This is a genomic window from Desulfobacter sp., assembly GCA_028768545.1.
Taxonomy (GTDB): domain Bacteria; phylum Desulfobacterota; class Desulfobacteria; order Desulfobacterales; family Desulfobacteraceae; genus Desulfobacter.
Genome location: CP054838.1, coordinates 2515761 through 2541883 on the forward strand (window position 1 = coordinate 2515761; position 26123 = coordinate 2541883).

21 protein-coding genes and 6 pseudogenes are annotated in these 26123 nt (G+C 46.5%); 17 read left to right on the forward strand and 10 right to left on the reverse strand.

Features of this window, described 5'->3' with window-relative positions:
* Positions 1 to 148 precede the first annotated feature (148 nt).
* The 6 genes and pseudogenes from HUN05_12050 (at position 149) to HUN05_12075 (ending at position 5459) form a co-directional block, all read left to right on the forward strand.
* Complete coding sequence (locus HUN05_12050) at positions 149 to 1048, forward strand: ABC transporter substrate-binding protein (GenBank protein ID WDP85774.1); 900 nt, start codon at positions 149 to 151, stop codon at positions 1046 to 1048.
* A 17-nt stretch (positions 1049 to 1065) separates the two neighbouring features.
* The gene (locus HUN05_12055) at positions 1066 to 2088 is read left to right on the forward strand and encodes an iron ABC transporter permease (GenBank protein WDP85775.1); all 1023 of its coding nucleotides are present in this window, start codon (positions 1066 to 1068) and stop codon (positions 2086 to 2088) included.
* Positions 2088 to 2854: pseudogene (locus tag HUN05_12060) on the forward strand (ABC transporter ATP-binding protein). The gene HUN05_12055 and the pseudogene HUN05_12060 overlap by 1 nt, the downstream one beginning before the upstream one ends.
* Positions 2855 to 2857: 3 nt before the next feature.
* Positions 2858 to 3793, forward strand: coding sequence for a hypothetical protein (locus HUN05_12065; protein ID WDP85776.1), 936 nt, complete (start codon positions 2858 to 2860; stop codon positions 3791 to 3793).
* Between the two features lie 41 nt (positions 3794 to 3834).
* The gene (locus HUN05_12070; GenBank protein WDP85777.1) at positions 3835 to 4401 is read left to right on the forward strand and encodes a hypothetical protein; all 567 of its coding nucleotides are present in this window, start codon (positions 3835 to 3837) and stop codon (positions 4399 to 4401) included.
* Positions 4398 to 5459, forward strand: coding sequence for a DUF2117 domain-containing protein (locus tag HUN05_12075; GenBank protein WDP85778.1), 1062 nt, complete (start codon positions 4398 to 4400; stop codon positions 5457 to 5459). The genes HUN05_12070 and HUN05_12075 overlap by 4 nt, the downstream gene beginning before the upstream one ends.
* A gap of 496 nt (positions 5460 to 5955) precedes the next feature.
* Here the strand turns inward: HUN05_12075 and HUN05_12080 are convergent, their stop codons facing one another.
* From HUN05_12080 to HUN05_12100, 5 genes are all read right to left on the reverse strand, one after another.
* The gene (locus HUN05_12080) at positions 5956 to 6711 is read right to left on the reverse strand and encodes a prepilin peptidase (GenBank protein ID WDP85779.1); all 756 of its coding nucleotides are present in this window, start codon (positions 6709 to 6711) and stop codon (positions 5956 to 5958) included.
* Between the two features lie 56 nt (positions 6712 to 6767).
* Positions 6768 to 7304, reverse strand: coding sequence for a methyl-accepting chemotaxis protein (locus HUN05_12085; GenBank protein WDP85780.1), 537 nt, complete (start codon positions 7302 to 7304; stop codon positions 6768 to 6770).
* Between the two features lie 75 nt (positions 7305 to 7379).
* Positions 7380 to 7760, reverse strand: a complete 381-nt coding sequence (locus tag HUN05_12090) for a type II secretion system protein GspG (protein WDP85781.1) — start codon at positions 7758 to 7760, stop codon at positions 7380 to 7382.
* 9 nt (positions 7761 to 7769) lie between these two features.
* The gene (locus HUN05_12095) at positions 7770 to 8084 is read right to left on the reverse strand and encodes a hypothetical protein (protein WDP85782.1); all 315 of its coding nucleotides are present in this window, start codon (positions 8082 to 8084) and stop codon (positions 7770 to 7772) included.
* The gene (locus HUN05_12100) at positions 8081 to 8581 is read right to left on the reverse strand and encodes a hypothetical protein (protein ID WDP85783.1); all 501 of its coding nucleotides are present in this window, start codon (positions 8579 to 8581) and stop codon (positions 8081 to 8083) included. Before HUN05_12100 ends, HUN05_12095 begins: the two co-directional genes overlap by 4 nt.
* 263 nt (positions 8582 to 8844) lie before the next feature.
* Here HUN05_12100 and HUN05_12105 point away from each other — a divergent pair.
* Positions 8845 to 9786, forward strand: a pseudogene (locus HUN05_12105) (IS4 family transposase).
* Positions 9787 to 9958: 172 nt separating this feature from the next.
* Here HUN05_12105 and HUN05_12110 read toward each other — a convergent pair.
* Positions 9959 to 11084: pseudogene (locus HUN05_12110) on the reverse strand (IS256 family transposase).
* 69 nt (positions 11085 to 11153) lie between these two features.
* Here HUN05_12110 and HUN05_12115 point away from each other — a divergent pair.
* The 6 genes and pseudogenes from HUN05_12115 to HUN05_12140 all read left to right on the forward strand — a co-directional run bounded on the left by HUN05_12115 (position 11154) and on the right by HUN05_12140 (position 17196).
* A pseudogene (locus tag HUN05_12115) lies at positions 11154 to 11387 on the forward strand (IS4 family transposase).
* A 588-nt stretch (positions 11388 to 11975) separates the two neighbouring features.
* Positions 11976 to 12881 carry an RDD family protein gene (locus tag HUN05_12120; GenBank protein ID WDP85784.1) on the forward strand — a complete coding sequence of 302 codons (906 nt, stop codon included), beginning with the start codon at positions 11976 to 11978 and terminating at the stop codon, positions 12879 to 12881.
* A 179-nt stretch (positions 12882 to 13060) separates the two neighbouring features.
* The gene (locus HUN05_12125; GenBank protein WDP85785.1) at positions 13061 to 13369 is read left to right on the forward strand and encodes a hypothetical protein; all 309 of its coding nucleotides are present in this window, start codon (positions 13061 to 13063) and stop codon (positions 13367 to 13369) included.
* A gap of 18 nt (positions 13370 to 13387) precedes the next feature.
* A complete protein-coding gene (locus tag HUN05_12130; protein WDP85786.1) occupies positions 13388 to 13603 on the forward strand; it encodes a hypothetical protein in 216 nt (71 codons plus the stop codon).
* 918 nt (positions 13604 to 14521) lie between these two features.
* Entirely contained in the window at positions 14522 to 15997 is a 1476-nt protein-coding gene (locus HUN05_12135; GenBank protein WDP85787.1) for a transporter substrate-binding domain-containing protein, read from the forward strand.
* A gap of 47 nt (positions 15998 to 16044) precedes the next feature.
* Positions 16045 to 17196: a response regulator gene (locus tag HUN05_12140; GenBank protein ID WDP85788.1), complete on the forward strand. Its 1152-nt coding sequence runs from the start codon at positions 16045 to 16047 to the stop codon at positions 17194 to 17196.
* Positions 17197 to 17267: 71 nt separating this feature from the next.
* Here the strand turns inward: HUN05_12140 and HUN05_12145 are convergent, their stop codons facing one another.
* From HUN05_12145 to HUN05_12155, 3 genes are all read right to left on the reverse strand, one after another.
* Complete coding sequence (locus tag HUN05_12145; protein ID WDP85789.1) at positions 17268 to 17528, reverse strand: hypothetical protein; 261 nt, start codon at positions 17526 to 17528, stop codon at positions 17268 to 17270.
* A 124-nt stretch (positions 17529 to 17652) separates the two neighbouring features.
* Positions 17653 to 18177: an IS630 family transposase gene (locus HUN05_12150; GenBank protein WDP85790.1), complete on the reverse strand. Its 525-nt coding sequence runs from the start codon at positions 18175 to 18177 to the stop codon at positions 17653 to 17655.
* The gene (locus tag HUN05_12155; GenBank protein WDP85791.1) at positions 18174 to 18485 is read right to left on the reverse strand and encodes a hypothetical protein; all 312 of its coding nucleotides are present in this window, start codon (positions 18483 to 18485) and stop codon (positions 18174 to 18176) included. The genes HUN05_12150 and HUN05_12155 overlap by 4 nt, the downstream gene beginning before the upstream one ends.
* Positions 18486 to 18726: 241 nt before the next feature.
* Between HUN05_12155 and HUN05_12160 the strand changes: the two genes are divergently transcribed.
* The 4 genes and pseudogenes from HUN05_12160 to lon all read left to right on the forward strand — a co-directional run bounded on the left by HUN05_12160 (position 18727) and on the right by lon (position 23901).
* The gene (locus HUN05_12160; protein WDP85792.1) at positions 18727 to 18960 is read left to right on the forward strand and encodes a ferrous iron transport protein A; all 234 of its coding nucleotides are present in this window, start codon (positions 18727 to 18729) and stop codon (positions 18958 to 18960) included.
* A gap of 1 nt (position 18961) precedes the next feature.
* Positions 18962 to 21122: pseudogene (gene feoB, locus HUN05_12165) on the forward strand (ferrous iron transport protein B).
* Between the two features lie 21 nt (positions 21123 to 21143).
* Complete coding sequence (locus HUN05_12170; protein ID WDP85793.1) at positions 21144 to 21314, forward strand: FeoB-associated Cys-rich membrane protein; 171 nt, start codon at positions 21144 to 21146, stop codon at positions 21312 to 21314.
* Between the two features lie 193 nt (positions 21315 to 21507).
* Positions 21508 to 23901 (forward strand): endopeptidase La, encoded by a 2394-nt coding sequence (lon, locus tag HUN05_12175; protein WDP85794.1) that lies wholly within the window; start codon positions 21508 to 21510, stop codon positions 23899 to 23901.
* A gap of 923 nt (positions 23902 to 24824) precedes the next feature.
* On the opposite strand, the pseudogene HUN05_12180 reads toward lon, so the two are convergent.
* A pseudogene (locus HUN05_12180) lies at positions 24825 to 25963 on the reverse strand (IS3 family transposase).
* Positions 25964 to 26123: the final 160 nt, after the last annotated feature.

Genomic DNA, 26123 nt, shown 5'->3' on the forward strand with positions numbered 1-26123 from the left:
TTTCATGAAAAAATGTCTTGTCATTGTCATAATGACGATCTTTCTGGTTCTCCCCGGGGTTGCATCAGCCGATGCCGCAAACCCGGGGACTGGACAGACCATTGTGATGGAAGATGCCAATGGCAACTAGAAAGAGGTAAAACTGCCGGTGAAACGGCTGGTGGTCATAACCTCGGATGCCCTGGAGGTGATCAGGTCTTTAGGGGCATCTGATCTTGTGGCCGGGGTGTACTCTGGGATTTTGAAAAACAGCCTGTTTTGGCCGCAATTCAATGACAAGCCCAAGATGGGTACCTGGAAAGAGATCAATTACGAACAGGTCGTGGAGCTCAATCCCGATGCCGTGCTATGTTACGGGTCCCGGCCTGGTGTGGATATGGAAAAAAAGCTTGCCCCTTTCGGCATTCAGGTGATCCGGCTTGATTTTTTTAAACCCGCCACCCTTGCAAAAGAGGTGGCCATCCTTGGGAAGATTCTTGGTAAGGAAAAAGAGGCCGCAGGTCTGGCTGCATGGTATGGCGATCACTTGAACCATATCCATGGTTTTCTGGAAAAAAGGTCTGCTGGTCCAAAGGTCTATATTGAAGGGGATTCAAGCTACCATACCGCAGCCCCCGGGTCTGGCGGTCATGACATGTGTGTGTTTTCCGGGGGAAGCAATATCGCCGAGGTATTATCCATTCCTTATCCGGAAGTGACATCGGAGTGGATCGTGACAGCCAATCCTGATGTGGTGGTTAAAGTCACCACCAAAAGCGCTGGCGGGTCATGCTACAGCATGGCGGATGCACGAAATTTTAAAGCCATCCGCACCGGTATCATGGACAGACCGGCCTGGTCCCACATCAATGCCGTCAAAAGAGGCCGGATTCACCTGATTGCCAACGAGATCTGGACCGGTCCGCGGGCAGTCATCGGCATGTATTACCTGGTTAAATGGTTCTTCCCTGATGCATCCCAGGATTTTTATCCGGCCGGACTGCACAGAGAATACCTTGAAAAATTCCAGAAGATCCCGTATCAAGGCGTGTATGTCTACCCTGAATAAAAGGATTCCGCGAGCTGATGAATGATCTTCAGAACCAATACCAAAGGGCAGGCAGAAGAAAGAATTTTTTTATTTTTTTCCTTTGTCTTGTGCTGGCCGGTATGGTTGTCACAGCCCTTTGCCTGGGGGCCTCAACCATGGGGTTTACCCAGTCTTTAAATGCATTGTTTTCTCATGCCGGACGTTCTTCGACTATCATCTGGCAGCTTCGGCTGCCCAGGATTGTCATGGCCGTTCTGGTGGGAAGCGGACTTGCCGTGGCCGGCAGCGTGTTCCAGGCCATTTTGAAAAATCCCCTGGCATCTCCCTACACCCTGGGGATCGCCTCAAGTGCCGGATTCGGGGCTGTGGCTGCCATTGTTTTCGGCGGCTCCCTGTACGGTCAGTATCTGGTGGCCGGCTCTGCCTTCTTTTTTTCCCTTGCCGCCTCTTTTCTCATTCTGGGGATTGCCAGGTTCAAAAACACATCCACAGAGGTGATGATTCTTTCGGGTATTGCCATCATGTTCCTTTTTTCATCTCTGTCTTCCTTTTTGCAGTACATGGGCACGGTGGAGCAGGTGCATGAAATCGTGTTCTGGTTTTTTGGCAGTCTGACCAAGGTGGGATGGCAGGAGATCATGGTGGCAGCCGTGATGATCATTATACCGATGCCCCTTTTGATTAAACTCTCATTTGATTTAAATCTGTTAGCCGCAGGCGATGAATCGGCAAGCGCTTTGGGTGTCAACGTCACAGGTATCCGGACCACCGGAGTGATCTTTGCATCTTTGATCACTGCCGCCAGTATCTGCTTTACCGGTGTCATCGGTTTTATCGGCCTTGTTGCCCCCCATATTGCCCGGATGGTTGTGGGTAGCTACCACTTATATCTTCTGCCCTCCTCGGCACTTATCGGAGCCATTCTGGTCCTGGCGGCCGACACGGTGGGCCGCACCTGCTGGGCGCCCCAGGTGATTCCTCTGGGCATTGTCACCTCCTTTATCGGCGTACCGTTTTTCTTTTACCTGCTCATGAAAAAAAGGAAGGCATACTGGTAATGCTTCAAGTTGATGCTCTTTGGTTTGGGTACAAAAAAAGAACCATCCTTACGGATATAAATCTTAAGGTTCAAAAAGGACAAATGGTCAGCATCGCCGGCCCTAACGGGACCGGAAAGACAACGCTGATCAAATGCCTTGCCGGTATCCAGAGGCCGAGCCAAGGCACCATCCTTATCAATGGTAAAAATGCCTTTGGCATGCACCCCCGGGATCATGCCCGGTGTGTGGGGTATGTACCCCAAAGCTCGCCGTCCAAATTTCCCATCACCGTATTTGAAGCCGTGCTTATGGGCCGCCGGCCTTATATTACCTGGAAACCCGCACAAACCGATTTTAAAAAACTGCCCAGGTCATCGAATCCATGAAATTAAAGGATATTGCCCTACAGGATTTTGAGAAGCTCAGCGGCGGACAGAAGCAGAAGGTTCTGCTTGCAAGGGCCATTGCCCAGGACACCGACTACCTGCTTTTGGACGAACCGACCTCCAACCTGGATTTGAAACACCAGCTTGAGGTGCTTGAGATGATTTCAAGCCTGGTAAAGACAAAACAGGTGGCTGCCATTCTTGCCATGCACGATTTAAACCTGGCCTCCCGGTTTTCCCACAGGGTGGTGATGATGAAAGAAGGTCAAATCCTTTGCTCGGGCAAGCCCGGTGAAGTAATAACACCGGAAAATATCAGCACCGTATATGGGGTCCACTCCATTGTCCGTCAGAATGAGGGGCATCCCTATATTCTGCCTACGGGAACTGTTGGGTAATTCATGGTTGACCTACTGGGAGCAGCAGCCCTTTCCACGCTGAAGTTTTTGGTCGCCATGGTGCCGGTTTTTTCCGCAGGGGTGATCGGGGCTGAATTTATCGTGGCGCTTGGCTGGGTGAACAAAATAGCCTGGATCACCAGGCCCCTGACCCGGCTGGGACACCTGAAACCTGAATGCGGGGCAAGTTTTTTAACTGCTTTTCTCTCCCCTTCGGCGGGCAATGCCATGCTGGTCCGGCACCATGAGGCAGGACGTATTACCCGCGAAGAACTGATCATCGCAGCCATTGTCATGCACTGGCGCACCATGCTGCCCATGGCCATCCCGTTCATTGGAATATATGCCTTTGTATATTATGGTTTACTAGTGCTGACCGGGCTTTTAAAAACCATTGCAGCTTTGTTGGCTGGCCGTTTTCTTTTTGGGCAGGATAATCCGTATACCCTTATACCTTCAGCCGAAAAACAGCGACCCCTTTCTCCTTCATGGACGCTCTTGGTTGAAAGTACGATAAAGAGCCGAAAAATAATTTTCCGTGTTATAAAAACGACTATTCCGGTGACAGCGGTCATGTTTGTGCTTATTCACGCCAGCATGTTTGATTATTTAAACAACTGGCTTTCCGGCCTTACGGCATTTTTGCCGCTGTCGCCCAATTTCCTTTCCGTTGTGGCCACAAGGCTGGGCAGCAATGTTGGGGCATTCACCGTGGCCGGCAATCTTTTGTATGCAGGAAAGATTTCAGACCGGGAAGTTGTGTTGTCACTTTTGGTTGGTAACCTTCTGGCCAGCGGGATCAACTTAAGGTATCTCATCCCTTATTATTTAGGGATTTTCGGTCCAGGGACAGGATGGCGGGTGCTGGCTGTTTCAACGGGATTGCGCATGGTAATCATGGCCGCCCTGATCTGGGCTTTGTTTGTGATTTGGACCTGAGGGCAAACGGTTATGCCAGAAATATAGAAAGGAAAAAACTTATGGATTGGGATTCTGTTAAAGACGACACCTATTACATGGGCCGGAGACTGGAACATGAGGCCCGCAAAACCAAGAACCCGGAAAAATGGACCTGCTATGCAGATCTTAAAACTCGAAAAGGAAGCTATACCCTGGGAGTCCACGGCTATATGAATGCAGCCAACATATATGAAGCCAGAGGCGAGGGAGGGAATGCCGTAAATTCGCTGGAAGCAGGGCTTGCTGCGGCCATGAAGGCGGGAAACCAAGATCTGGCTGTAATTCTTACTTACCGGCTGGTACAGATATTTGAAAATAATGAAAATTGGGATGCCGGCATTCATGCGTGTGAACAGCTTGGACGGTTTTGTGCAGAAAAAGATGCCCATTTCCAGGCTGCGGATGCCTTTGAGCATGCCGCAGAACTCATGGTCCTGGCCGGCAGGGATGTCAGTTCCTACAACGCTCCCATCTCGCACTGGCAGAAAAATATCCAGCACTGGGAAAATCATGGTCATGACCATGATGCCGTCTGGAGCCGGACTCACATAGACCTTTATAAAAAATTATTCAGGGTGAACCAATGATAGGGCTACTCTTTCACGGTCCTGAAGTTTTTGATTCGGGCTGGGCCCAGAAGGTGATCAGGATACTTGAAGCCCTTGATGCCGTCCGTTGTGTACTGGCTGGGACCATGGGCCGGACCGCAGTTTTCGATAGTGGTCTTGAGGAGATCGAGTTCTGGGATCAGATGCCGGGCGCATGTCTCAAGGAACTCTCCCGGGCCACGGACATGGTGATAATTGTTAATTTTGGTAAATCCGTTGAATCAGGACTTGTTTTTGGCGGCATGGTGGTTGACCGTACCCGGGTCAACACCCCGGTGGTGCAGGTGGAGTGCGCCGGGCCCTTTTGGGTGGAATGGCGGTCAGGGTGCCCCTCTTCTATTATTAACCTCCTTGCCCGGTTAGGGTTTTCCCAAATGGAGAAAATTGAAATCAAACCCTCGGTGTGGGATGAAAACGGCAGAGTTTACCGTCGCATGACAACGGCTGAAGCAGGCGATTTTGTATTGGTGAACGGGATCATGGTGGGTTGGGCCACAGGTGATGAAGTGGTAATGGCCTGCGAGAACGGTCACCTCTGCGAGATAAAGGGGGTGGATGTCAAGGCGCACGGCATTGAAAAATTGGACCGGCTGGGCGGTGTTGACCTGAAAGCGGCCAAACTCGCTTCAACCCCCACCATCCGCCGTACAGGTTTCATCCGGCGTATGGTAAAAGGCTCTGGCCACGGCATGGTGTTCCTGGATCATGCCGGCATGCATGTGTACCAGCTTGCCAACCAAGCCAAAGGGGTGGTCACCGTGGGCGATGACACCACGGTGGTTGTTGCGGATATCTTATCAAGATTTGATATTCCCGTCATCGGAATTGTGGATGGAGACGAGGACGTGCTTCTGAAAAACGGCAGCTTTGCATCAGGGTCGGTACGTCTGACCGTACTAAAAGACGATGAGTTCGGACTCAAGGTGCAGGATGCTGTCTTTGGCGGAGGAAAGCAGTCTGATATAAGCTTTACAGAGGCGTTGAACCAAATCCTTTACCTCGCAGGAAACGATCTGGTGGATACCCGGTATTTTTAATTTCTCAGTATTTTTTGATGCCGAACAGGGGAAGAACATCGTTTTTGTTAAGCAAAGTATAAAAGACTATCAAAAGCCTGGAAAATTGCCCAAGTATATACTGATCATACCCTGAAGGCTTGATATCTTTTTATAAATCTAAAAACGGGCATTTTGTCTTCTATGATTGATGGTTTTTCTGAAATTTTACGACCACAGCATCCGGGGATTGATCTTTTTTGTTGAAGTGACAGGATTATACATAAATTCATGATTTATGGTAAGGGCCCAAAAAATCAGGATAATAATTTAAACTCTTGTCTGCTTTGGGTAGATGAATTCAACCCTGTTTTGATATGATCACTACGATTTCTTTTAGGCCATGATTAAGATGCCTTAAGCCCAATTGAAACCGCCGCTACAAAGGGATGTGATTGATGGCGCTCAGGGAAAAAACGTTTGTGGTTGACCATGAAGTCTCGGGCTCTACTTGTTGTTTGATGCATTTTTGAATGAATCAATGCAGATACCAGTAAATCAACGGCTCTTTGAACAATAGATACACCACAGCGGCAAAAGAGATAAAAGGTCCAAAGGGAAGGCTGGTTTTCATATTCAAATTTTGGTTTGTCAAAAGGATGCCAAGGCCTGTGAGGGTTCCGAGAAAAGAACTTAAAAAAAGAGTGAACATGACCCCCTGCCAGCCGGTAAAGGCGCCCACCATGGCCAGGAGTTTAAGATCCCCGCCTCCCATTCCGCGGGTTTTTCTGATTTTTGAATAAATAAGGGCGATCAGATAAAGAAGGCCTCCGCCGGCCATGATGCCCAAAAAGGCGTCCTGCCAGCCGATCCCCCAGGGTAAAAAAGAGACCCCAAAAAATAACAAAATTCCCGGAAGGGATAAAATATTGGGAATGATTTTGTGAGCCATATCAATGCAGGAAATCATCAGCAAAAGTTCAAAAAAAATAAACAGGAACAATCCTGCCAAAGATATGCCATGATATGAAAAAATTAAAAGGGCGGCAGCTCCGGATATTATTTCCACCAGAAGAGAGACCATCCCGATTTTGGCACCGCAGTGTCTGCATTTTCCCCCAAGAAAAAGATAACTTAGGATGGGAATATTTTCATGGCATTTTACCGGGGTTTTGCAATGATGGCAAAAAGATTTTGGCCAAACCACGGACAATGATTTTGGAATCCTTGAAATGCAGACATTTGCAAAACTGCCCATACAGCTTCCAAAGACAAATAAAACCAGGTAAATCATTGGAGTGTCAAATGGGTGCAAAAACAAAAGACACCATTCTAAGTGGATATTAATGGTCAGCTCCTTTTTCGGTTCATGATGTTCAACATCTCTTCTATTTTTGCCATACACCGCGATTGATTGGTGTTCGCGGCAATATCATCCCTGAGAGATGCCAGTTGTTGTCTGACCATTTCACAGTTCTGGCGATCTTTTTTCAAGGTCTCGATTATTTGGTTCAAATCATCTGACAGGTTTTGAAAAGCATCCTTTTTCCTGAATACAACTTTTTTCCCAGGCAGATCTCCCTTGGCAATCTGCCTTAATGCGGCCCCGGTTTTCTGCACAGGCCCTGCAATTGAGTGGGTCAGCCGTACGGCAAAGAACATAACAACGCAGGAGAAAATAAGGACAAGCAAAAACATCTGAATAAATATTTGAAGATTACAGGAGGCCTGCATCTGACGGTCCATAAAGATAAGATAAAACCAGGATAGCGAAATGCCGGTCGCCAGGATACATGGGATCTGAATGGCCGTGATTTCAAGGGCATAACCCAATTGAAATTTTTTATTGATTAGATACTTACGGTTTCTTTTAGTTTTTTGTTTCATGATATTCCATTGTTGTGTTTATATGAAATTTTCAACCGGGTGCTGCCATCACCAACGGTTTTTGCCATCAGGTCTTTATGGGCCCGTACGCCTCATATCGTCCGGGGTATCTAAAATACCGTCAGGGCCCAGACTGATTAACAGATATGCCTTGTCTTTTTTAGAGGATTGATAAACAAGCCTGTTTCCCCAATGATCGGTCATAATATCTTTCAAATCGTTTTCCTTGAAATTTTTTTCCATCCAGGCTTCAAACCTGTGGGGCTGGGGTAAACGTCCTTTTGTCATATAGCTGTAATCCAGCATGATCGTGATGGAACGCAGATCTCCGGCCGTGGCGATTTGCCGGGACATTGCAACGGTTTCATCATAAAATTCCATGATATTGTCGGCGTTTCCAACAATAATTCCCAGAGCAATACTTCCGGCGATCAATTGTCTTATTATTTCAACCATGAGTGCCTGTTAATATGCGTCTTCAGGATCCCAGGGATCTGTTTCATGCCCCGGGCCTGCATTCATTATGATGGTATAATGCTCATCTGGCTGGGCAAATGAAATTTCACCCTCACGATTTAGTTTTTTTTTCAATAAAACCTCACCTTTATCATTTTTAACAATAATCTGGGCACCTGCGGCAGTTGACATATCTGAAAACAGCCCCCGGCATTCGCATTGATTCTCATTAATGTCGCAGAGCAGAATCGGTGTCTGGGCAAATCCTGTTGCCGGGAATGCAAAAATGATTAAAAAAAATAAAAGAAACCCTTTTTTTTTCATACTGACCTCCTTTTTTTAATCCGGATAAAAGCCAATCCCGACAGAGCGATGAAAAGGCCTGCCAGGGAAACCGGAAAAATATAGGTTTGATAATAATAGGTGGTTTTTTTGACATAGGTATACAAGTCCACCTTTTTTTCGCCAATCTGGGGATGGTAGACCCATCTGCCGTTTTCCAGCCTGTTGATGACTATTTTATCGTCAAAGATATTCTGGGTTTTAATATCCAGGGTTTTAAAATTGATAACGGCATGGGTTTTATCCTGTTCGACATTTATAAATCTATTCACATAGAACCTGTTTTTCCATTGTTCATATTTATCCTTGTACAACTGCCTGTGAACATAAGATTCTGCAAAATAGGCGATATCATCAATCACCAAGGTATCCTTGTCCAAAGCCACCTTGATTCTTCCTTTGGTACTATGTGCCCAGGATGTATTTGCAAATGCAAAAACAAGGAACACCGCCAGGCATGGTAATAGTATTTTTTTCATAAGACCCTCCTTATCGTGACCACTCAATACCTGCAGTCAGGGCAGGTTTATTCTGGGTTGCCGGCAAAACAAAGATCCAGCCGGTCCTGGCCGGTTAATTTGATCGTTTATCCATAAAGGCATTCAGGTTTTTATCAGTAGTGTCCGGTTAGGTTGTTGCATATAAAAAGCATCTAAAATCATTGAAAAAACAGTCGGTTTTGTGTTGACAAATGTGCGTAAAAATTTTTGTGCGCCTTGAAAATTTAACTCAAGGAGCTCAAATGACGCACATCTCAGTCCCTAAAAAACAACTACGGTCCCTGAACTTTGACAATTTCAGGTGCCCTCTGATAAAGTCACTTTCAAAAGCACCGGAATTACAATCTCGAGGAGACCGCCCTTTAAAAATGACATTCGAAGACCAGATAAATGCTTTGGTTTATTTCCATCTTCAGGAGCACAAGTCTGCCCGACATTTAATTCAGGATCTCAAGGAGAATGTTTTTGCTAAAGAAAATATTGCGCCAGACGGTGGTATCAGCCGTAGTAGTTTCTGTGAAGCCATCAATCACAGGGGACTCGAACAACTGCAATTTATCTTTGAGGATCTTTATAAACAGGCTCTTGAGTGTCATCCGGGTGAACACGCCGAGTTAGGAGAGTTGGTTTCCATTGACGGTAGTCTCATAAATGCAGTCCTTTCAATGCACTGGGCGAACTACAGAAAAGGAAGTAAAAAAGCCAAAGTACATTGCGGATTTGACATTAATCACGGAATCCCAAACAAAATCTTTTTGACTGAAGGCAACGGCGCTGAACGCACTTTTGTTCCCAAAATACTTTCCAAGGGGCAAACAGGTGTTATGGATCGTGGATATCAATCCCATAAAGAATTTGACCTGCTTCAGGAGCAAGGCAAACATTTTGTCTGCCGTATAAAAACCAGGACAACAAGAACAATTATTGATAACCACGAGACCCCTTCCGACAGCTACATTTTTTATGATGCACTGGTTAAACTTGGTACTCCGAATCAAAACCAGACGAAAAGGCCTGTTCGGGTTGTTGGCTATAAAATTGCTGGCGTCAAATACTATGTGGCAACTGACAGGCATGATTTAACAGCGGAACAAATAGCAACAATTTATAAACTCCGGTGGACCATTGAGGATTTTTTCAAATGGTGGAAAGAACATCTGAAGGTATATCATCTCATTGCCCGCAGGGAATGTTCAGAATTCTGTGTCACGGTTTCGGTTCCCGGATCTGCCTCAGCGCCAGCGGAAGTAAAAGTCAGGTACGAGAATGGGCCTTCAATCAGCCACGTCGGAGGAGTTGACTTTTGCTGGAGTGGAGTTCCTGGAACCATCTTTTCCATCTGTAAATAAATCCCTATCAAATTTCCAGCTCTTTATCCAGCCGGCCTTCAAAGAAAATTGCCAACTGGGAAATTGTCAGTGACCAATTTTGAATCGGCATTGTCCATTTTTTACTGGCGTTCTGGATCCCCATGTAAAGCAGCTTTAACAGGCTGTCCTGGTTCGGGAATGATCCCTTTGTTTTGGTCAGTTTTCGAAACTGTCGATGCACAACCTCAATGGTATTTGTGGTGTATATTATCCGTCGAATCTCTTCTGGATATTTAAAGAAATGACTGAGGCGTTCCCAGTTGTTCCGCCAGGATTTTATCACAATCGGGTATTTGTCATTCCTTTTTATTTTTGGAACCAACGTATTTCAATGAATTTCGGATCTGGTGGACTACGCAGAGTTGAACTTCTGTGTCCGGGAATATGGTCTCAATGGCCTCGGGAAAACCTTTTAGACCATCAACACAGGCAATCAGGATATCTTTTACCCCTCGGTTTGAAAGGTCTGTTAACACCTGCAGCCAGAAGTTCGCACCCTCATTCTCGGATATGTACAGCCCAAGAACCTCTTTGCGGCCCTCGATATTCACCCCAAGAATTGTGTAAACGGCTTTGCTGCCGACCTTTCCGTTTTCTCGTACTTTATAATGTATGGCATCAAGCCATACGATTGGGTACACATTTTCCAACGGCCTGGCCTGCCATTCTTTGACGGTATGGATGATTTTATCGGTAATGGTGCTCAGAGTGGCATTTGAAATCTCAAGTCCATAGATTTCCTGTAAATGGGAAGCCATATCATTATAACTCATGCCCAGGCCGTAAAGGGCTATTATCTTTCTTTCAATTTCATCGCTGAGCGTTGTCTGATGTTTTTTGACGATCTGTGGAGAGAAGGTTCCGGCCCTGTCACGCGGGGTTTCCAGCTCAAATTTACCATCCAGGGATTTAATGGTCTTTTTGCTTTTTCCATTACGGCGGTTGGCAGAAACTTCCTGCCCGAGATGGGACTCCAACTCTCCTTCAAGAGCAGCTTCAGCAAGATTTTTGATTAATGATGTAAGGACGCCGCCCTTACCTGTGAAGGGTTTACCTTCCTGGATGCCTTTAAGGGCTTTTTGAAAATCAAATTCGGTGTTTTCTTCGGTCATGTCAGTTCTCCTTATTTAGCTGAGTATATCAGCTTTCATTCAACTGACACAGAATTTTGAACGCCCTTTGCCCGCAGTGAATACGGCCTTATGGTTCAGATTCTTGGCGGCCTTATCACTTACCTGTTACTGGCAATCCATTGCCAAAAAAAGTTTAATGAAAAGGTCACGATCAAAAGAGTTCGGCAGCTGCGAACCGCCATTCTAAATGACCTGTTTGGCTGCGAGGAGCAGGGCTCTCATAGTTCAAACAGGGACAATATTGTCAAAGATCAAAAAATTATTGAGCAAGCAAAAACCTAACCGGACATCACTGAATTAAAGTACAACTTTTTTTGGCCAGAGTATGTTTGGGTACTGGTTATTGCTTTAGCGGGCTTATGTTCTAACCCTCATGATTTGATACTTGGGCTCTCGCTCTTTATTGTCCTATTTCTTTTTGCTGGTATATACATTTTTATTAACACGATGATAGCTGCAAGATCCGTTAAGAATACTTTTAAGGAACTAAAAGATGTCTTATAACCTGGCACCGAATTTGACCGGGATATAGATTAAGGTTTTACAAATCGGCTGTACTGGCTTCAAACAGTTTTGGCTGGCAGGTAGGTTTGGTCTTTATGTTTTCATGACCAACATTTAAAAAGGAGTTGCCATGGTTTACTGTTTTTTATGTTATGTCATTGATCCGTACAAGCAGACTGGGGTTGAATGGAAATACACAGACCAATTATGAGGATGTCATTGGATAAGAAAATAAAATACCAAATTAAATTGTTTTTTTATCACTGGAACAGAGGTTGCAGGTCTTTGGGCCGGGAAAACCCCAACCTTTGATTTCAAAAAAAGGAATTTAAAATGCCATATGAGATTTCAGGCTTCTGGAGGAGAGTGGGCGCATTTTTTATGGATTCTGTCTTTCTGGGGATTTTTGGCCTTGTGCTGGGCCTGTTTTTTTCTCAGCAATTTGTTGGCTTAGGCGTTTGGGGGCGAGGGATTGGTTTTCCCATTGCCGTTGTTTATTTTGCAATTTTCAACAGCCGCATGGGTGGGGGGCAGACCCTGGGTAAAAGAATTTTAAAAATTCAGGTGGTTGACAAAACCGGGGAATTTTTAGATTTGCCCCAAAGTACGCTTCGGTATTTTGTAATTGGGCTTCCATATTTTCTAAACGGGGCCATAATCCCGGAATCTTTTTTATACCCGGTCGGGGTTTATCTTTTGTCTGTCTTGGTCTTCGGGTTCGGCCTTTGCATCCTCTATCTGATCATTTTCAACCGCAATACCCGTCAGTCATTACATGACATGATTGCGGGTACTTACGTGGTTTTAAAAAACACCCAATCCGTTAAACCGCTTAGACCTGTCGGTTCGGTGCACTATGCCGTCTGCGGTATTATTATGGTGGCGGCATTATTGGCACCCATATTTATCGGGCAGATGAGCCAAAATGAATTTTTCTCTGAACTCACCTGGACCCGGGATCAGATACAAGGGCTGCCCCAAGTGGTTTATGCAACCATTCATGATGGCCATTCCACGTTCAGGCCAATGGGCGGAGAATCCAAAACAACCACCTATATCAATACTCGGGTACTGATCAAACAAGAAAATATTGAGGATGAAAAATTGGCGTTTAAAATCGCAAATACAATTTTACAAACCCACAAAGAGGCAAATCAAAGAAATTTGATCCAGGTGGTCCTGACCCATGGGTATGACATCGGCATTGCCTCAAGATGGAATAGTTATCAATATTCTTTTGCTCCTGAAGATTGGCTGGCAAAAAAAGAATAAAATTTACAGCCTGTCTGATCGTGAGAGCAAACCTAAGGCCGTGAAGTCAGTCCGGGCCGGACATCAGGGCATGATGCGCAACACCATGAAAGGGATAATCTCAAAAATAATGGTTTTTTACGGCATGGGCCAAGCGTTAATGAATGATAAGGGTGTTGAATACTTAAGGTGAAACTATCATGAAAAAATGTCCCCAATGTGAGTTTGAATTTGAAAATGATATTGATTGTCAGGTATGCGGATATACTTTTGACGGGACGGAACAGGATGTGATCGTTCGCTCGAATAGGGGGACAAGGTTCTTGGTTCTTGTCCTTTTAGTGGGTGCGGCTTTTTTAATTTGGCGGCCGGGGTCCAAGGTTGTTGAAACCAAGACGGATGGAAACTACCTGGCAGAAGCGACCATCAGCAATGGAGAAAAAATAGAGATAAACGATCACCTCATACCTGGCAGATATACCCTTTTTCTCTTTTATGTAGACTGGTGAGGGGGCTGTCGTAAACTCATGCCTCCGTTGGAGGCTGCAAATAAAAAATCAAATTGGTTTGGTGTCAGACGGATCAATATTAAAGATTGGAAATCTCCTGTTTCAGCCCAGTTTAAGATCAGAGGTATTCCCTATGGTATATTATACGGCCCCAATGGAAAACAAATAGAGGCGTCCAACAAAATCTGCTGGGTTGCCGCCCAAGACCCTGAAAAGATAAAAAATATGGAGTGATATGAATCATGGCAACGGCCAATTCACCCGGCATATTTTTCATGGGGGGCTAAATGCAAAATTTAATATTTATACTCATCTTGATTCTTTCTGTTTTTTATTTGGGTTATCTTTTTTTCTATGGCTTGTTTGCGGGAATAATAAAAAGAAAAATACGGGATACCCATCATAAAACATTGTTTTATACTGAAAAAAAAGCAGCTTTGATCGGCGTATTTTATATGGTCTTATCAATATCCGGTTTTGTGATTTTAGCTGTCGCCATAAAGTATTATTAACTTTGAGCTTGCAAACATCAGAACGGTTTGTCGCTTTAACCCGCATATTTTACAAAGCGTTTTTGCCTTAACGGTAAGGCCAAGACCGAGAAGCCCTATTCCTTTACTGCGAGCGGACTGTAACGCAGCAGATGAGGTAAAACGCTTTGCCCGGAGGTGAGGTTTTGTATAATGGGAAACGACTTAAAAAATGACACAACCAGTTGCAATGAAATAACTTTTTGGCAAAATACTTAAAATTTCATGAAATATTCGGGTTAAAACACTCACCACTGAATTGCGGCGCCAAGTGAGCGACGAGTGAGGTGTATAAGTCATACTTCGCAGGGAGGAGCAAACGCAGGTAACCAAGAAGATGGTGCTGTGTGGTGGATCAGGGTTCATGAGATTGCCTTTTCAGGCTTATTTGTGTAAAGTTAATCAAATTCGCACAAAAAAGATGCTGTATGACTCGCGCCATGAAAAAAGGTTAAACAAAAAAATGCGCATTGCTATTGTTCATTTCATTTGGATTATATCTCTTGTTATCGCTTCGCCGTGTTCGGCAAGTGATTCAATCGTAAATTTAAGCCCCCGGGAAAAAGCCTGGATAAACCAGAATCATACTGTCCGGGTCCGGTTAGGCAATTCGCCGCCATTTATGCTGACTGATGGAAAAATTCAGGGCATTGCCATAGATTATCTGACACAGATATTTGGTGTTCACGGTATTAAAATCAAATATGTTCATAGCTCTGAAGTAACCTGGCCCCAAGCACTTGAATATATAAAACAGCATGAGGTTGTGGACCTGGTTCCAACCGTAAAAATTACTGAAAAGCGCCAAAAAGATATGATTTTTACCGATGAGTATATCTTTGCTCCATGGGTTATATTCACCCGGTCAGATGCGGACTTTGTCAGTTCAATGAAGGATTTAAAAGGGAAAACCATTGCTGTTGAAGAGGGGTATGCAATGCACCTGATTTTGAAACAAAATTATCCTGACATCAAGCTGAAAGTGGTTTCAGCCAGGCGGGAAAATTTTGCTCAAATCCCCATTAGAGATCTGTCCACAGGCTTGGCTGACGCCTATATCGGCAACCTCTTATCAACCACCTATACCATACAGACCAAAGGATACACAAATATAAAGGTGGCCGCCCCCACCCCGTTTGGCAATCACAACCAGGCCATGGGCATACGCTCTGACTGGCCGGAACTGGCCAGCATCATCAATAAAACACTGGCTTCCATGAGATCGGAGGAACATGCCGCCATTTTGAACAAGTGGCTTTCTGTCCGGTATGAATACGGTATAGATAAAAATTATGTATTAAAATGGGTGTTGACTGTCACGGGAATTGCTCTGGTTCTAATCGGCTTTGTTCTGGTCTGGAATAAACAGCTTAGAAATGAGGCCATTTCCCGTAAAAAAATGGAGACTGCTTTAAAGGATAGTGAATCCAAATTCAAGGCATTGTTTAACAATGCCCAGGTTGCCCTGTTCAGGACCAGGATTTCAGACGGGAAACTGCTTGAAATCAATCAGCGATATGCCAACATGGCCGGGTATCAAACGGTTGAGGACTGCATGGCCGAGTTTAATGCTGCCGATGCCTGGGCTGATGCCGGCCAAAGAACAAAACTTGTGGAAACCCTGAAAAAAAATGGATTTGTCCTTGATCATGAAACTAAAATCATTCGCAGGGATAAGGTTGCTTTCTGGATCGCTTTTTCTGCTACGATTTATCCTGAAAAGGGGTATATCGAAGGCTCAATCGTTGACATCACCCAACGCAAGCATGCAGAAGAACGTTTTTTTAACAGCCGGCAGCTGCTCAATGAGGTGGGGAGTATTGCCAAAATCGGTGGATGGGAACATGACCTTATTACCCGTGAGGTCACCTGGACACGCGAGACCTATAAAATTGTTGAGATTGAATCCGGGGGGTCCCTGATGACCCTTTGTCCTGTTTTCCGCCAAAGGAGCGAAAAATTTTTGATAACGCCTATGGTTCAGCCATTGCCGACAGCCAGCAATTTGATCTTAAACTCAGGGCGGTTACGGCAAAGGGACGGCACCTATGGGTCCGTGTTGTCGGCCGCCCGGAGTATAAAGACGGGGTCTGCGTAAAAATCAAGGGGATATTTCAAAATATAACTGAACAAAAACACGTGGAGATGCAGCTACAGCAAGCCCAAAAAATGGAATCCATCGGCCGGTTAGCAGGAGGCGTTGCTCATGACTACAACAATATTTCCAGCATTATTATTGGGTATTCTGAGTTGGCCCTGGAACAGGTAAGCCAGGAAGACCCGCTTCATAAAGACCTTCTGGAAATTTTAACAGCCGCAAACCGTTCAACAAAAATTACCCGGCAATTGCTGGCCTTTGCCCGCAAGCAGACCGTTGATCCCAAGGTCCTTGACCTGAACGATACCATCGGCGGTCTGCTCAAAATGTTTCGCCGGCTGATCGGTGAAGATATTGACTTGGTCTGGCAGCCTGGAAAGGAGGTATGGCCGGTGAAAATTGATCCGACCCAGATTGACCAGATCATTGCAAATGTAGGTATTAATGCCCGGGACGCCATTGCTGACGTGGGCAAGATTACCATTGAAACTAAAAATATTTATTTTGATGCAAACTATTGTGCTGACCATGCCGGGTTTGTTCCCGGCGAGTATCTGCTGCTTGCTGTGAGCGACAATGGCAGCGGGATAGAACCCGATATTATGGATAATATTTTTGAACCCTTTTTCACCACCAAGGGGCTGGGCAAAGGCACCGGACTTGGGCTCTCTACAGTATATGGTATTGTCAAACAGAACAATGGATTCATCAATGTATACAGTGAGCCGGACAAAGGGACAACCGTCAGGATTTTTCTGCCCCGCCATGACGGCCGGGCGGTCAAAGCGTTTAGCGACGAGAACAAAGATATCCCCTTGAGCCGGGGTGAGACGGTCTTGATGGTTGAAGACGACGGGTCTATCCTGAAACTTGGGAAAAGAATGCTCCGGGAACTCGGGTATGTGGTCTTGTCTGCTTCCAGCCCATTGGAGGCGGTGGCCTTAGCTGAAAAAGAAGCGGGCCACCTCAACCTTTTAATAACGGATGTGGTCATGCCGGAAATGAATGGCCGGGAGCTGTCCGAAAAGCTTAAAAGTCTTTGGCCTGATCTCAAAATTCTTTTCATGTCCGGTTATACTGCTGATGTTATTGCCCATCGGGGGGTGCTGGACCATGGTGTCTTTTTCATCTCAAAACCTTTTTCTAAAAAAGAGATGGCCGTTAAGGTCAGAGAGGTCTTGGATAGTGAAGATGCCTGACCCATGTTCAAAAAAAAAGATCTCCTGGGGGGGGGCTGCTAAAAAAGGGTGACACTCCTGGCGCTGGGGTTTCAGGTCTTGCCGTGGACGGCATCCATCTGCTGGATCAGGCTTAAGGCCTGGTCCTTGTACGTGGCGTGGCCTGCGTCCTGTTTTAAAATTTTTTTTAGCCCTGCCCCAAAGTCCGGCCCGTCAGGCGCATCTCCGTGCATAAAAAGGGATGTTTCATAGTTCTGGGCGATTCTTGCCGGCCGGATCAGTGTTTTTTCAAGCATCATGGCAAAATCAAGTTTGTTTGCAGCGCCCTGAGAAATCAGGGGGTGTATTTCCACGAGAAAACCGCATTGTGTACATTGCCGTCAAAGCCACCAGAAGGCGTTGATTCCATATTTTTGCGCCGGGACACCTGGTCCTCTTTGCTGAACAGGAAATGGACTTTTATAGCAATGCCGATAATTATTTATACATCCTGATAATTTCATCAATCGTTTCGTTTTCATTGTATTCACGGATGGTTTTTAGGGCCGCAAAATCGTGTTCAATCGGATTGAGATCCGGTGAATACGGGGGCAAAAACAAAAGAGCTGCACCAGTTCTTTCTATCAAATATTTGGTTTCTTCGCCCTTGTGGAAGGATGCGTTATCCATCACAACGATATGATTATCGTTCAGATGTGGACTCAACTGGTGTTCGATCCAAGCATTAAAGATATCCGCATTGCATGTTCCCTGAAACAAAAATGGTTCTTCAAAACTATATTCGATGCGGGCAGCAATCAAAGACGTTCGAGGGTGCTTTGTTCCTGCAATCAAACCATGAACACGCTGCCCTTTGAGAGCATATCCATAGCGACGAGTTGTATAAGGCGAAAAGCCGCTTTCATCAACATAAACAAACGTTTTGCAACGACGTATATAACGTTCACGAAGACGAAGATATGCCTTTCTTTTGCTGTCGCTTCGCTCCCTGTATCCCGTCATCTTTTTTTTCGAGTGATTCCGAGTTGTTTCATATTATACCAGATACAGGCACGGGATACTCCGAAATGCTGCGCCCTTTCCGATTGTGTCATGTCATCATTTGTCTCCACATGGAGGCGCAAAGCTTCCAGATCCAAACTTCGTGGTCCTTTTGGACCGGGTTTCTTGTATGACAAACCATCTTCGGCAGACGTCCAGTTGTGAACAATTCCACGGGATACATTAAACTGACTGGCAGCTTCCGTCTTGCTTCCTCCATTTTCTACAAAATCTATAACGCGTTTGCGTAAATCTGATGAATATCTCATGGGGAAAATATAAGTTGTATAAATCCTTGTTCAAGTAATTGTTTGCTCTGCTATACCTCCCCTTCAAGCCCTTGCGTTTTGCACGACACGGAAAAGAATGATGGTTCCATTTAAAAAAAATTAGCTGAGTGGTTAATTTATTAAATGTCTTGACGATGTTGTTGATATGTCTAAAAGTTATGTGTATAAAACTTTGAGTTTTAATAATGTTGAACATTGCTCGATCAAACAGGAGAAAATAATGGGGACAATTAATTTGCGGAAAATGCAGGTGAATCAAACCGGTGTGGTTACCTCGGTTAAAGCCTCCGGGGAACTGGGACGGCGGATCAGGGACATGGGCCTTGTGCCCGGAAAAGAGATACGGGTGCAGGGCAAAGCCCCTTTGCAAGACCCTGTGTCATTGAGGATCATGGGCTTTACCCTGACCCTGCGGAATAATGAAGCGGACCATATTCTGGTGGAGGTAGATTAAGATGAATACAGCCATTGCATTGGCGGGAAATCCCAATTCCGGCAAGACAACCCTTTTTAATGCACTTACAGGCGCACGGCAGCAGGTGGGTAATTACCCCGGGGTCACCGTTGAAAAAAAACAGGGGACCTGCGTCTCCGATGCCGGCCGGTTTGAGGTGGTTGACCTGCCCGGGACCTATTCTCTGACCGCCTATTCTTTGGAAGAGGTGGTGGCCAGAGATTATCATTGTAAATGAAGAGCCCGATTATATTATCAATATCGTGGATGCCTCCAACCTGGAACGCAACCTTTACCTTACTATACAGTTTCTGGAAATGGGGGTACCGGTCTGCCTGGCCCTGAACATGATGGATGTGGCGGACAAGCGGGGGATCAAAATCGATGTGGATAAATTATCCCGCTTGCTGGGGGTGCCGGTGATTCCTACGGTGGCCCGTGCCGGAAAAGGAAAGCCCGAACTTCTACAGGCCATTGCCGACCAGACAGGATTGCCCCCAAAGCCTTTGAAAATCTCCTATGGTGCCGATATTGATCAGGCCCTGGATGAGATGGAAAAACTGATTCGTGACTCAGATTTCATGGTGCACACCTACCCGGCCCGGTGGACCGCCTTAAAATACCTTGAAAATGATGAACAGATCATTAAAAACGGCTTGGGTGAGAATAAAGCGGTGGCCACGAAACTGGCCGGGGTGACCGCCCGTTTGGCCGCCCACCTGGCCATGACCCACGATACCCACCCTGAAGGGATGATTGCAGACCAGCGGTACGGGTTTATCAATGCATTGCTCAAGCAGAATGTGGTGGCCTATGCCCATGACCGGAACCGGCTTCAGCGGTCCGACCAGATTGACAAGGTTCTGACCAACCGGTTTTTCGGGCCGTTGATCATGGTGGGCATTATTCTGGGGCTCTATCATTTTACCTTTACTTATTCTGTCTTGCCCACCCAATGGTTTGAAGCCTTTTTCGGCTGGCTCAAGGCCGCAGCAGAAGCAGGTCTTCCCGACAGCCTCTTAAAATCCTTTGTGATTTCAGGGATCATTGACGGGGTGGGCGGTGTTCTAGGCTTTGTTCCCCTGATCATGTTCATGTTTTTGGGGATCTCCTTTTTGGAGGATTCAGGATATCTTGCCCGGATGGCTTTTATGCTGGACCGGATCTTCAGGATGTTCGACCTTCACGGCAGTTCTGTCATGGCCTTTATCGTGTCCGGTGGTATTGCAGGCGGCTGCGCTGTGCCCGGGGTCATGGCGGCAAGAACCCTGAAATCACCCAAGGAGCGCCTGGCCACCCTGCTCACGGTGCCCTTTATGAATTGCGGCGCCAAACTGCCGGTCTATGCCCTGCTGGTGGCGGCGTTTTTTGCCGAAAACCAGGCCCAGGTCATGCTCATACTGACCCTGATTTCCTGGGTCGGTGCCCTGCTGGTGGCAAAGCTGTTCAGGTCCACCATTATTAAAGGCGAAGCCACGCCTTTTGTCATGGAGCTTCCCCCTTACCGTCTGCCCACCCTGCAAGGACTGTTCACCCATACCTGGGAGCGGACCTGGCAGTACATGAAAAAGGCGGGCACGGTCATTTTGGGGATTTCCATCCTGCTCTGGGCCATGATGACTTTTCCCGGCCTTGATGCGGCAAAGGTATCAGAATTTCAGGCAAAACAAGAGGCCGTTACCCAGGCCGTGCCTGCCCAGATCATGGCAGAACTGGATGCAGCTGCCGGGGATGATGAAACTCTCTCTGCCCAGGCCGGTTTGAAAAATTCAATTGCCGGCCGCATTGGTGTGGCCATGGAAGGGATATCCGGTCTGGCCGGATTTGACTGGCGGACCAATATTGCCCTGGTGGGCGGATTTGCCGCCAAGGAAGTGGTGGTCTCCACTCTGGGAACAGCCTATTCTTTGGGAGAAGTGGATCCCGAAGAGACCGGTTCCTTGGGGGAGCGGCTGAAGTCTGCACCCGGATGGGGGCCTGTTACGGCATTTTCTCTGATGATTTTCACCATTTTTTATGCCCCCTGTTTTATGACCGTGGTCTGTATTGCTCGGGAAACAGGGTCCTGGAAATGGGCCGGGTTTTCCGTGGCCTTTAACACGGTTCTGGCCTTTGGGCTGTCTGTATTGACCTTTCAGATCGGGTCTTTGATTTTTAATTAACAGTGCAAGGGAGATAAATAAATGGAAAACCTGATTGTATGGCTGATTGTGGCAGGGGCCTTTGGGTTCATCATCAAAGGATTTGTCAAAACCTATAAAGGGGAGGGCGGATGCACAGGCAACTGCTCCGGGTGTACTGGAAAGGGACCGGGAAACGCCTGTGACCCGGACAATATCTTTTTGAATAAATAATTTTTGTTCTGCCCAATTTCCGCCATTGTTTTTGATCCGATCTTTGGATTTTCAATGGCGGAAATTTTTTTTGGCCAGGGAAAAGTAAAACTTAGTATTGTCTTACCCAGATTTTTGATTATAGTATATAAATGTGTTCAAAGAATCTTTGCACATCAGCCAAAACCTGAAAACAAGACATTGAGGTGACCCCATGAGTGATGACAGCAAACCCATTACACCTGAAATCGTTATTGATGAAGAAGAAAATGCCAAAGGGGATCTGGTTACCCAAAGTGTTAAACCCGATATTTTGTATCTGGTTCCCATCACCGGACGGCCCCATCTTCCGGCCCAGGTTCAGCCGTTGATTGTGAGCAAGCAGCGGTGGGAACCAACCCTGGTCAAAGCCTCCAAGGAATCCCAGAACCTTCTGGGACTTTCCTATCTCAAAGAGGTCAAGGGCAAGTATGTGTATACCAAGGACTTTCCCAAGATCGGCTGCGTGGTCCGGATGCTCAATATCGTGGATGTGGAAGGCAATATCCAGTTTATCGCCCAGGGGCTTGAGCGGTTTAAAATTAAAAAATTCCTCTCAGACAAACCCCCCTTTGTGGCCCAGGTGGAATACCTTAAGCCGGTCCGGGAAAATGAAGAGGAACTCAAGGCCTATGCCATTTCCATTATTTCTTCCATTAAACAGCTATTGTCCTTAAACCCCTTGTATTCAGAGGAGCTCAAGCAGTACCTGGGACGGTTTTCCCCGGACCAGCCCTCGCCTTTGACCGATTTTGCCGCAGGCATTACCACGGCCGGGGGAGATGAGCTTCAGGATGTTCTGGAGACTGAGTCCGTTATTGCCCGGATGAAAAAGGTGATGATGTTTTTAAAAAAGGAAATAGAGATTGCCAAGCTCCAGACCAAGATTCAAAAGGACATCAATACCCAGGTAGATGACAACAAGCGCAAGTTTTTTCTCAAAGAACAGCTCAAGGCCATCCAAAAAGAACTGGGGATTCAAAAAGACGACAAAACCTCGGATGTGGACAAGTTCAAGGAAAAATTTGAGGCCCTGGATCCGCCTGAACATGTGACGGCCCGCTTTGAAGAGGAGATTGAAAAGCTATCCGTTCTTGAAACCGGATCATCCGAATACGGGGTGACCCGTAATTATCTGGACTGGATCACCTCCTTTCCCTGGGGGGTCCACTCAACGGACAACATTGATATAGAGCGGGCGGAAAAAGTTCTTGAGCGGGATCATGCAGGGCTTTCAGACGTAAAAGAACGGATTATCGAATTCTTTGCCGCAGGGGTATATAAAAAAGATATTTCAGGGTCTATCATTCTTTTTGTGGGGCCTCCGGGTGTGGGCAAGACCTCCATCGGCAAGTCCATAGCCGAAGCCCTGGGACGAAAGTTTTTCAGGTTCTCTTTGGGAGGCATGAGAGATGAGGCCGAGATCAAGGGGCACAGGCGGACCTATGTCGGGGCCATGCCCGGAAAACTGGTTCAGGCCTTAAAAGATACAAAGGTGGCCAACCCGGTGATCATGCTGGACGAGGTCGATAAAATCGGCGCCTCCTACCAGGGGGATCCGGCCTCAGCCCTGCTCGAGGTTCTGGATCCGGAACAAAATTCTGAATTTTTAGATCATTACCTGGACTTGAGAGTGGATTTGTCCAAGGTCTTGTTCATCTGTACGGCCAATACCCTGGATACTATTCCCTCTCCCCTGCTGGACCGGATGGACCGGATTAATTTATCCGGGTATATTACGGCTGAAAAACTTGAAATTGCCAGAAAACATCTCTGGCCACGGCTGCTCAAACGCAACAAGCTCAACGCCTCGACCATTACCATCACCGATCCCACCATCCGTCATCTCATTGAAGGATATGCAAGGGAAGCAGGGGTGAGAAATCTTGAAAAGCAGCTCAACAAGATTATCCGCAAGAGTATTGTCAGGATATTAAAGGAAAAGCTCAAACAGGTCCGGATCAATATTAAATCTTTGGAAGATTTGCTGGGACCGCCCATATTCAAGCCTGAAAAACAGATGAAAGGGGTGGGGATCGTCACAGGACTTGCCTGGACCCAGATGGGCGGGGCCACCCTGTCCATAGAGGCCGTGAGGGTGCATGAAAAAAATCCGGGCTTTAAGCTGACGGGCAAGCTCGGGGAGGTGATGCAGGAATCCGCATCAATTGCCCTTTCCCATGTCAGGTCCAATGCCAAAACCTACGGCATAGACCCGGATTATTTTGACACCTCTTTTATCCATCTCCATGTGCCTGAAGGGGCCACGCCCAAGGACGGGCCCAGTGCCGGGGTGACCATTTCCACAGCCCTGGTCTCCCTTGCCTCGGGCAGGCAGATTGACCGTCCCCTGGCCATGACAGGGGAAATCACCCTGACCGGGGATGTTCTGCCCGTGGGCGGGATAAAAGAAAAAATTATTGCTGCCCGGAGAACCGGCATCAAGGAGATCATTCTGCCTGAAGGCTGCCGCAGCGAGCATCTAAAACTGCCCGGCCATATAAAAGAAGGGATTCAGTTTCACTTTGCCGGAAAGTATAAAGATGTTTTCAAGATTGTTTTTGGATAGGAGAAAAAACTTGTTTTCATTGCCTTGAAATGAATATAAGAGACTTGAACGCAATGCCCTGAAATTGTTGTATTGTATTTTGTCGGAAAATTTACTATGGCATTGCTATCTTTTATCCATCAGCTCTTTTAAGGTAATGGACAGGGCGGAGCTATTATCTGAAACTCATGGCCGCCCGGACCAGGTGCCTGGCAAAACCGTTTGTACCCTTGGTCAGTCTGACCCAGGTCTTCCCGGATCTGACTGACCAAGGGTAAATGGCTTTAAACCACCGGAGGTTTAAGATCCTGCCGGTGTATTTTTCTTACCATCTTAATCTGCCGGTCAAGCCCCGGCATGATCCATCCCGGCAGAACCAGGGTTCCTGCCTTGTTTTTTTGCCGTCATGAATTGCAGCCCCAGCGTTGAAAACGTCCCTACCTTTTGTTCCACTGCAAGGTAAAGTCTTTGACATGGTCAGTTGCCAAACCCCCAGCGATCTTTCGCAAAACCCATGCAGATCCAAAGGCGCATGATCTGCATTTAACCGCCCGCCAAATGATTTCAGCAACGCTTGTGGTATTATTTTCATCATGATATCCAAATAAAGATATCATCCCAAAAAGGAATGATATGCGGTCAAGATAATAACTTATTTTCAAGGAATTTTTAAATATCCATTTTTTGAATGATATGCGCCACCCGCATACACCGCAGCTAAACGGAACCGTTCAATTCCTTGTTCTGCGCCTACCCCCAATCTTAAACCACGAAACGAGATTTCTTAAGTGGAAACTGCGCTCTCTTGTTTAGTAATATAGGCGACCTACGAGCCGCTCGTTTTTTATGCTGCTCTCTTTCCCATGTTTCTGTCCTTAATGCGTTAAATCCTCGCGCCTTAGCGCGGAACATATACCCAGTAGGGCCGCCGGAGGCATATTTGATCATAATTTCTTATGACCTCCTTTTGTGACTGTCCCTTTGATGAATACCTCAGCTGGGGTTTGCTTGTCCAGTGCAGAATGCTTCCGCTCGCAGTTATAGTAGCAGAAATAGGCATCCAGCCCTCTGTACAGCGAGTGCCCATCGCTGTAAGCTTTAGGGTAGACGTCCTCATACTTGAGTGTCCACCAAAGACGTTCGATGAATACATTGTCGATAGCTCGTCCGCACCCATCCATGCTCAGAGCGATTTTTTTGTCTAACAACACACCCGTGAAGGCATCCGAGGTGAATTGTGAACCTTGGTCTGTGTTAAAGATCTCCGGGGTGTCTTGTTCCAAGGCCCGTTCCAGCGCTGCAATGCAGAAAAGACTGTCCAATGAGTTCGACAGCTCCCACGAAATAACATAGCGGCTATACCAGTCGATTACAGCATTCAGGTACATGAACCCATGCCGCATCGGAATGTAGGTGATGTCGGTGCTCCAAACCTGGTTAACGCGTTCAATCTCAACATTACGAAGCAGATATGGATATACTTTATGTTCAGGAGCAGGCTTGCTTGTGTGTGGTCCTGGCGTGATGGCCTGAATTCCCATACGCTGCATCAGACGAGCTACCCGCTTTCGGTTGGTACAGTGTCCCTGATCACGGAGCCAGTTCGTCATGCGCGGATAACCGAATTCCGGATGCCTCATATATTGCTCGTCGATCATACGCATCAGCAGAAGGTTTTCATTTGTTTCAGGGACGGGTTTATAGTAGAAACCCGAACGAGGTGCGCCTGCCAGTCGACATTGGCGTCGGATCGAATAGACGGAGTCAGGTTTCACCCAACTCCGACGCGTTGAAACCGGCAGGCTCATAACTTTTTTTCAAGCCACTTGATGTCCATTTTCAGTCGCCCGATCTCCTCGTAAAGTGGGGCAGTGATTTCTTCCTCGGTCTTTGGCCGCCGTTTTTTCCCTGATGGGAAAAGCTCTAGGGCATTGGTGAGCAGTTGTTTCTTCCAAGCCGATATTTGATTTGGATGAACCTTATAGGCCGTTGATAGCTCGGCTAAGGTCTTCATTCCCTTGATGGCTTCGACCGCCACTTTGACTTTAAATTTTGCCGAAAATTGTCTTCTTTTACGTGTCATTTTCATGCGTCCTTTCTTACCATTTTCAGGACGCGGATTCCACTTAAGCAAGTGGTCCTAAAATCGGGGGTAACCGCATTCGATATCATTTACCCGACCCCATTAAGTACTTAAGCGGATCAATTAATTAGATATAGTGGATAAAACATTTTGAATGATT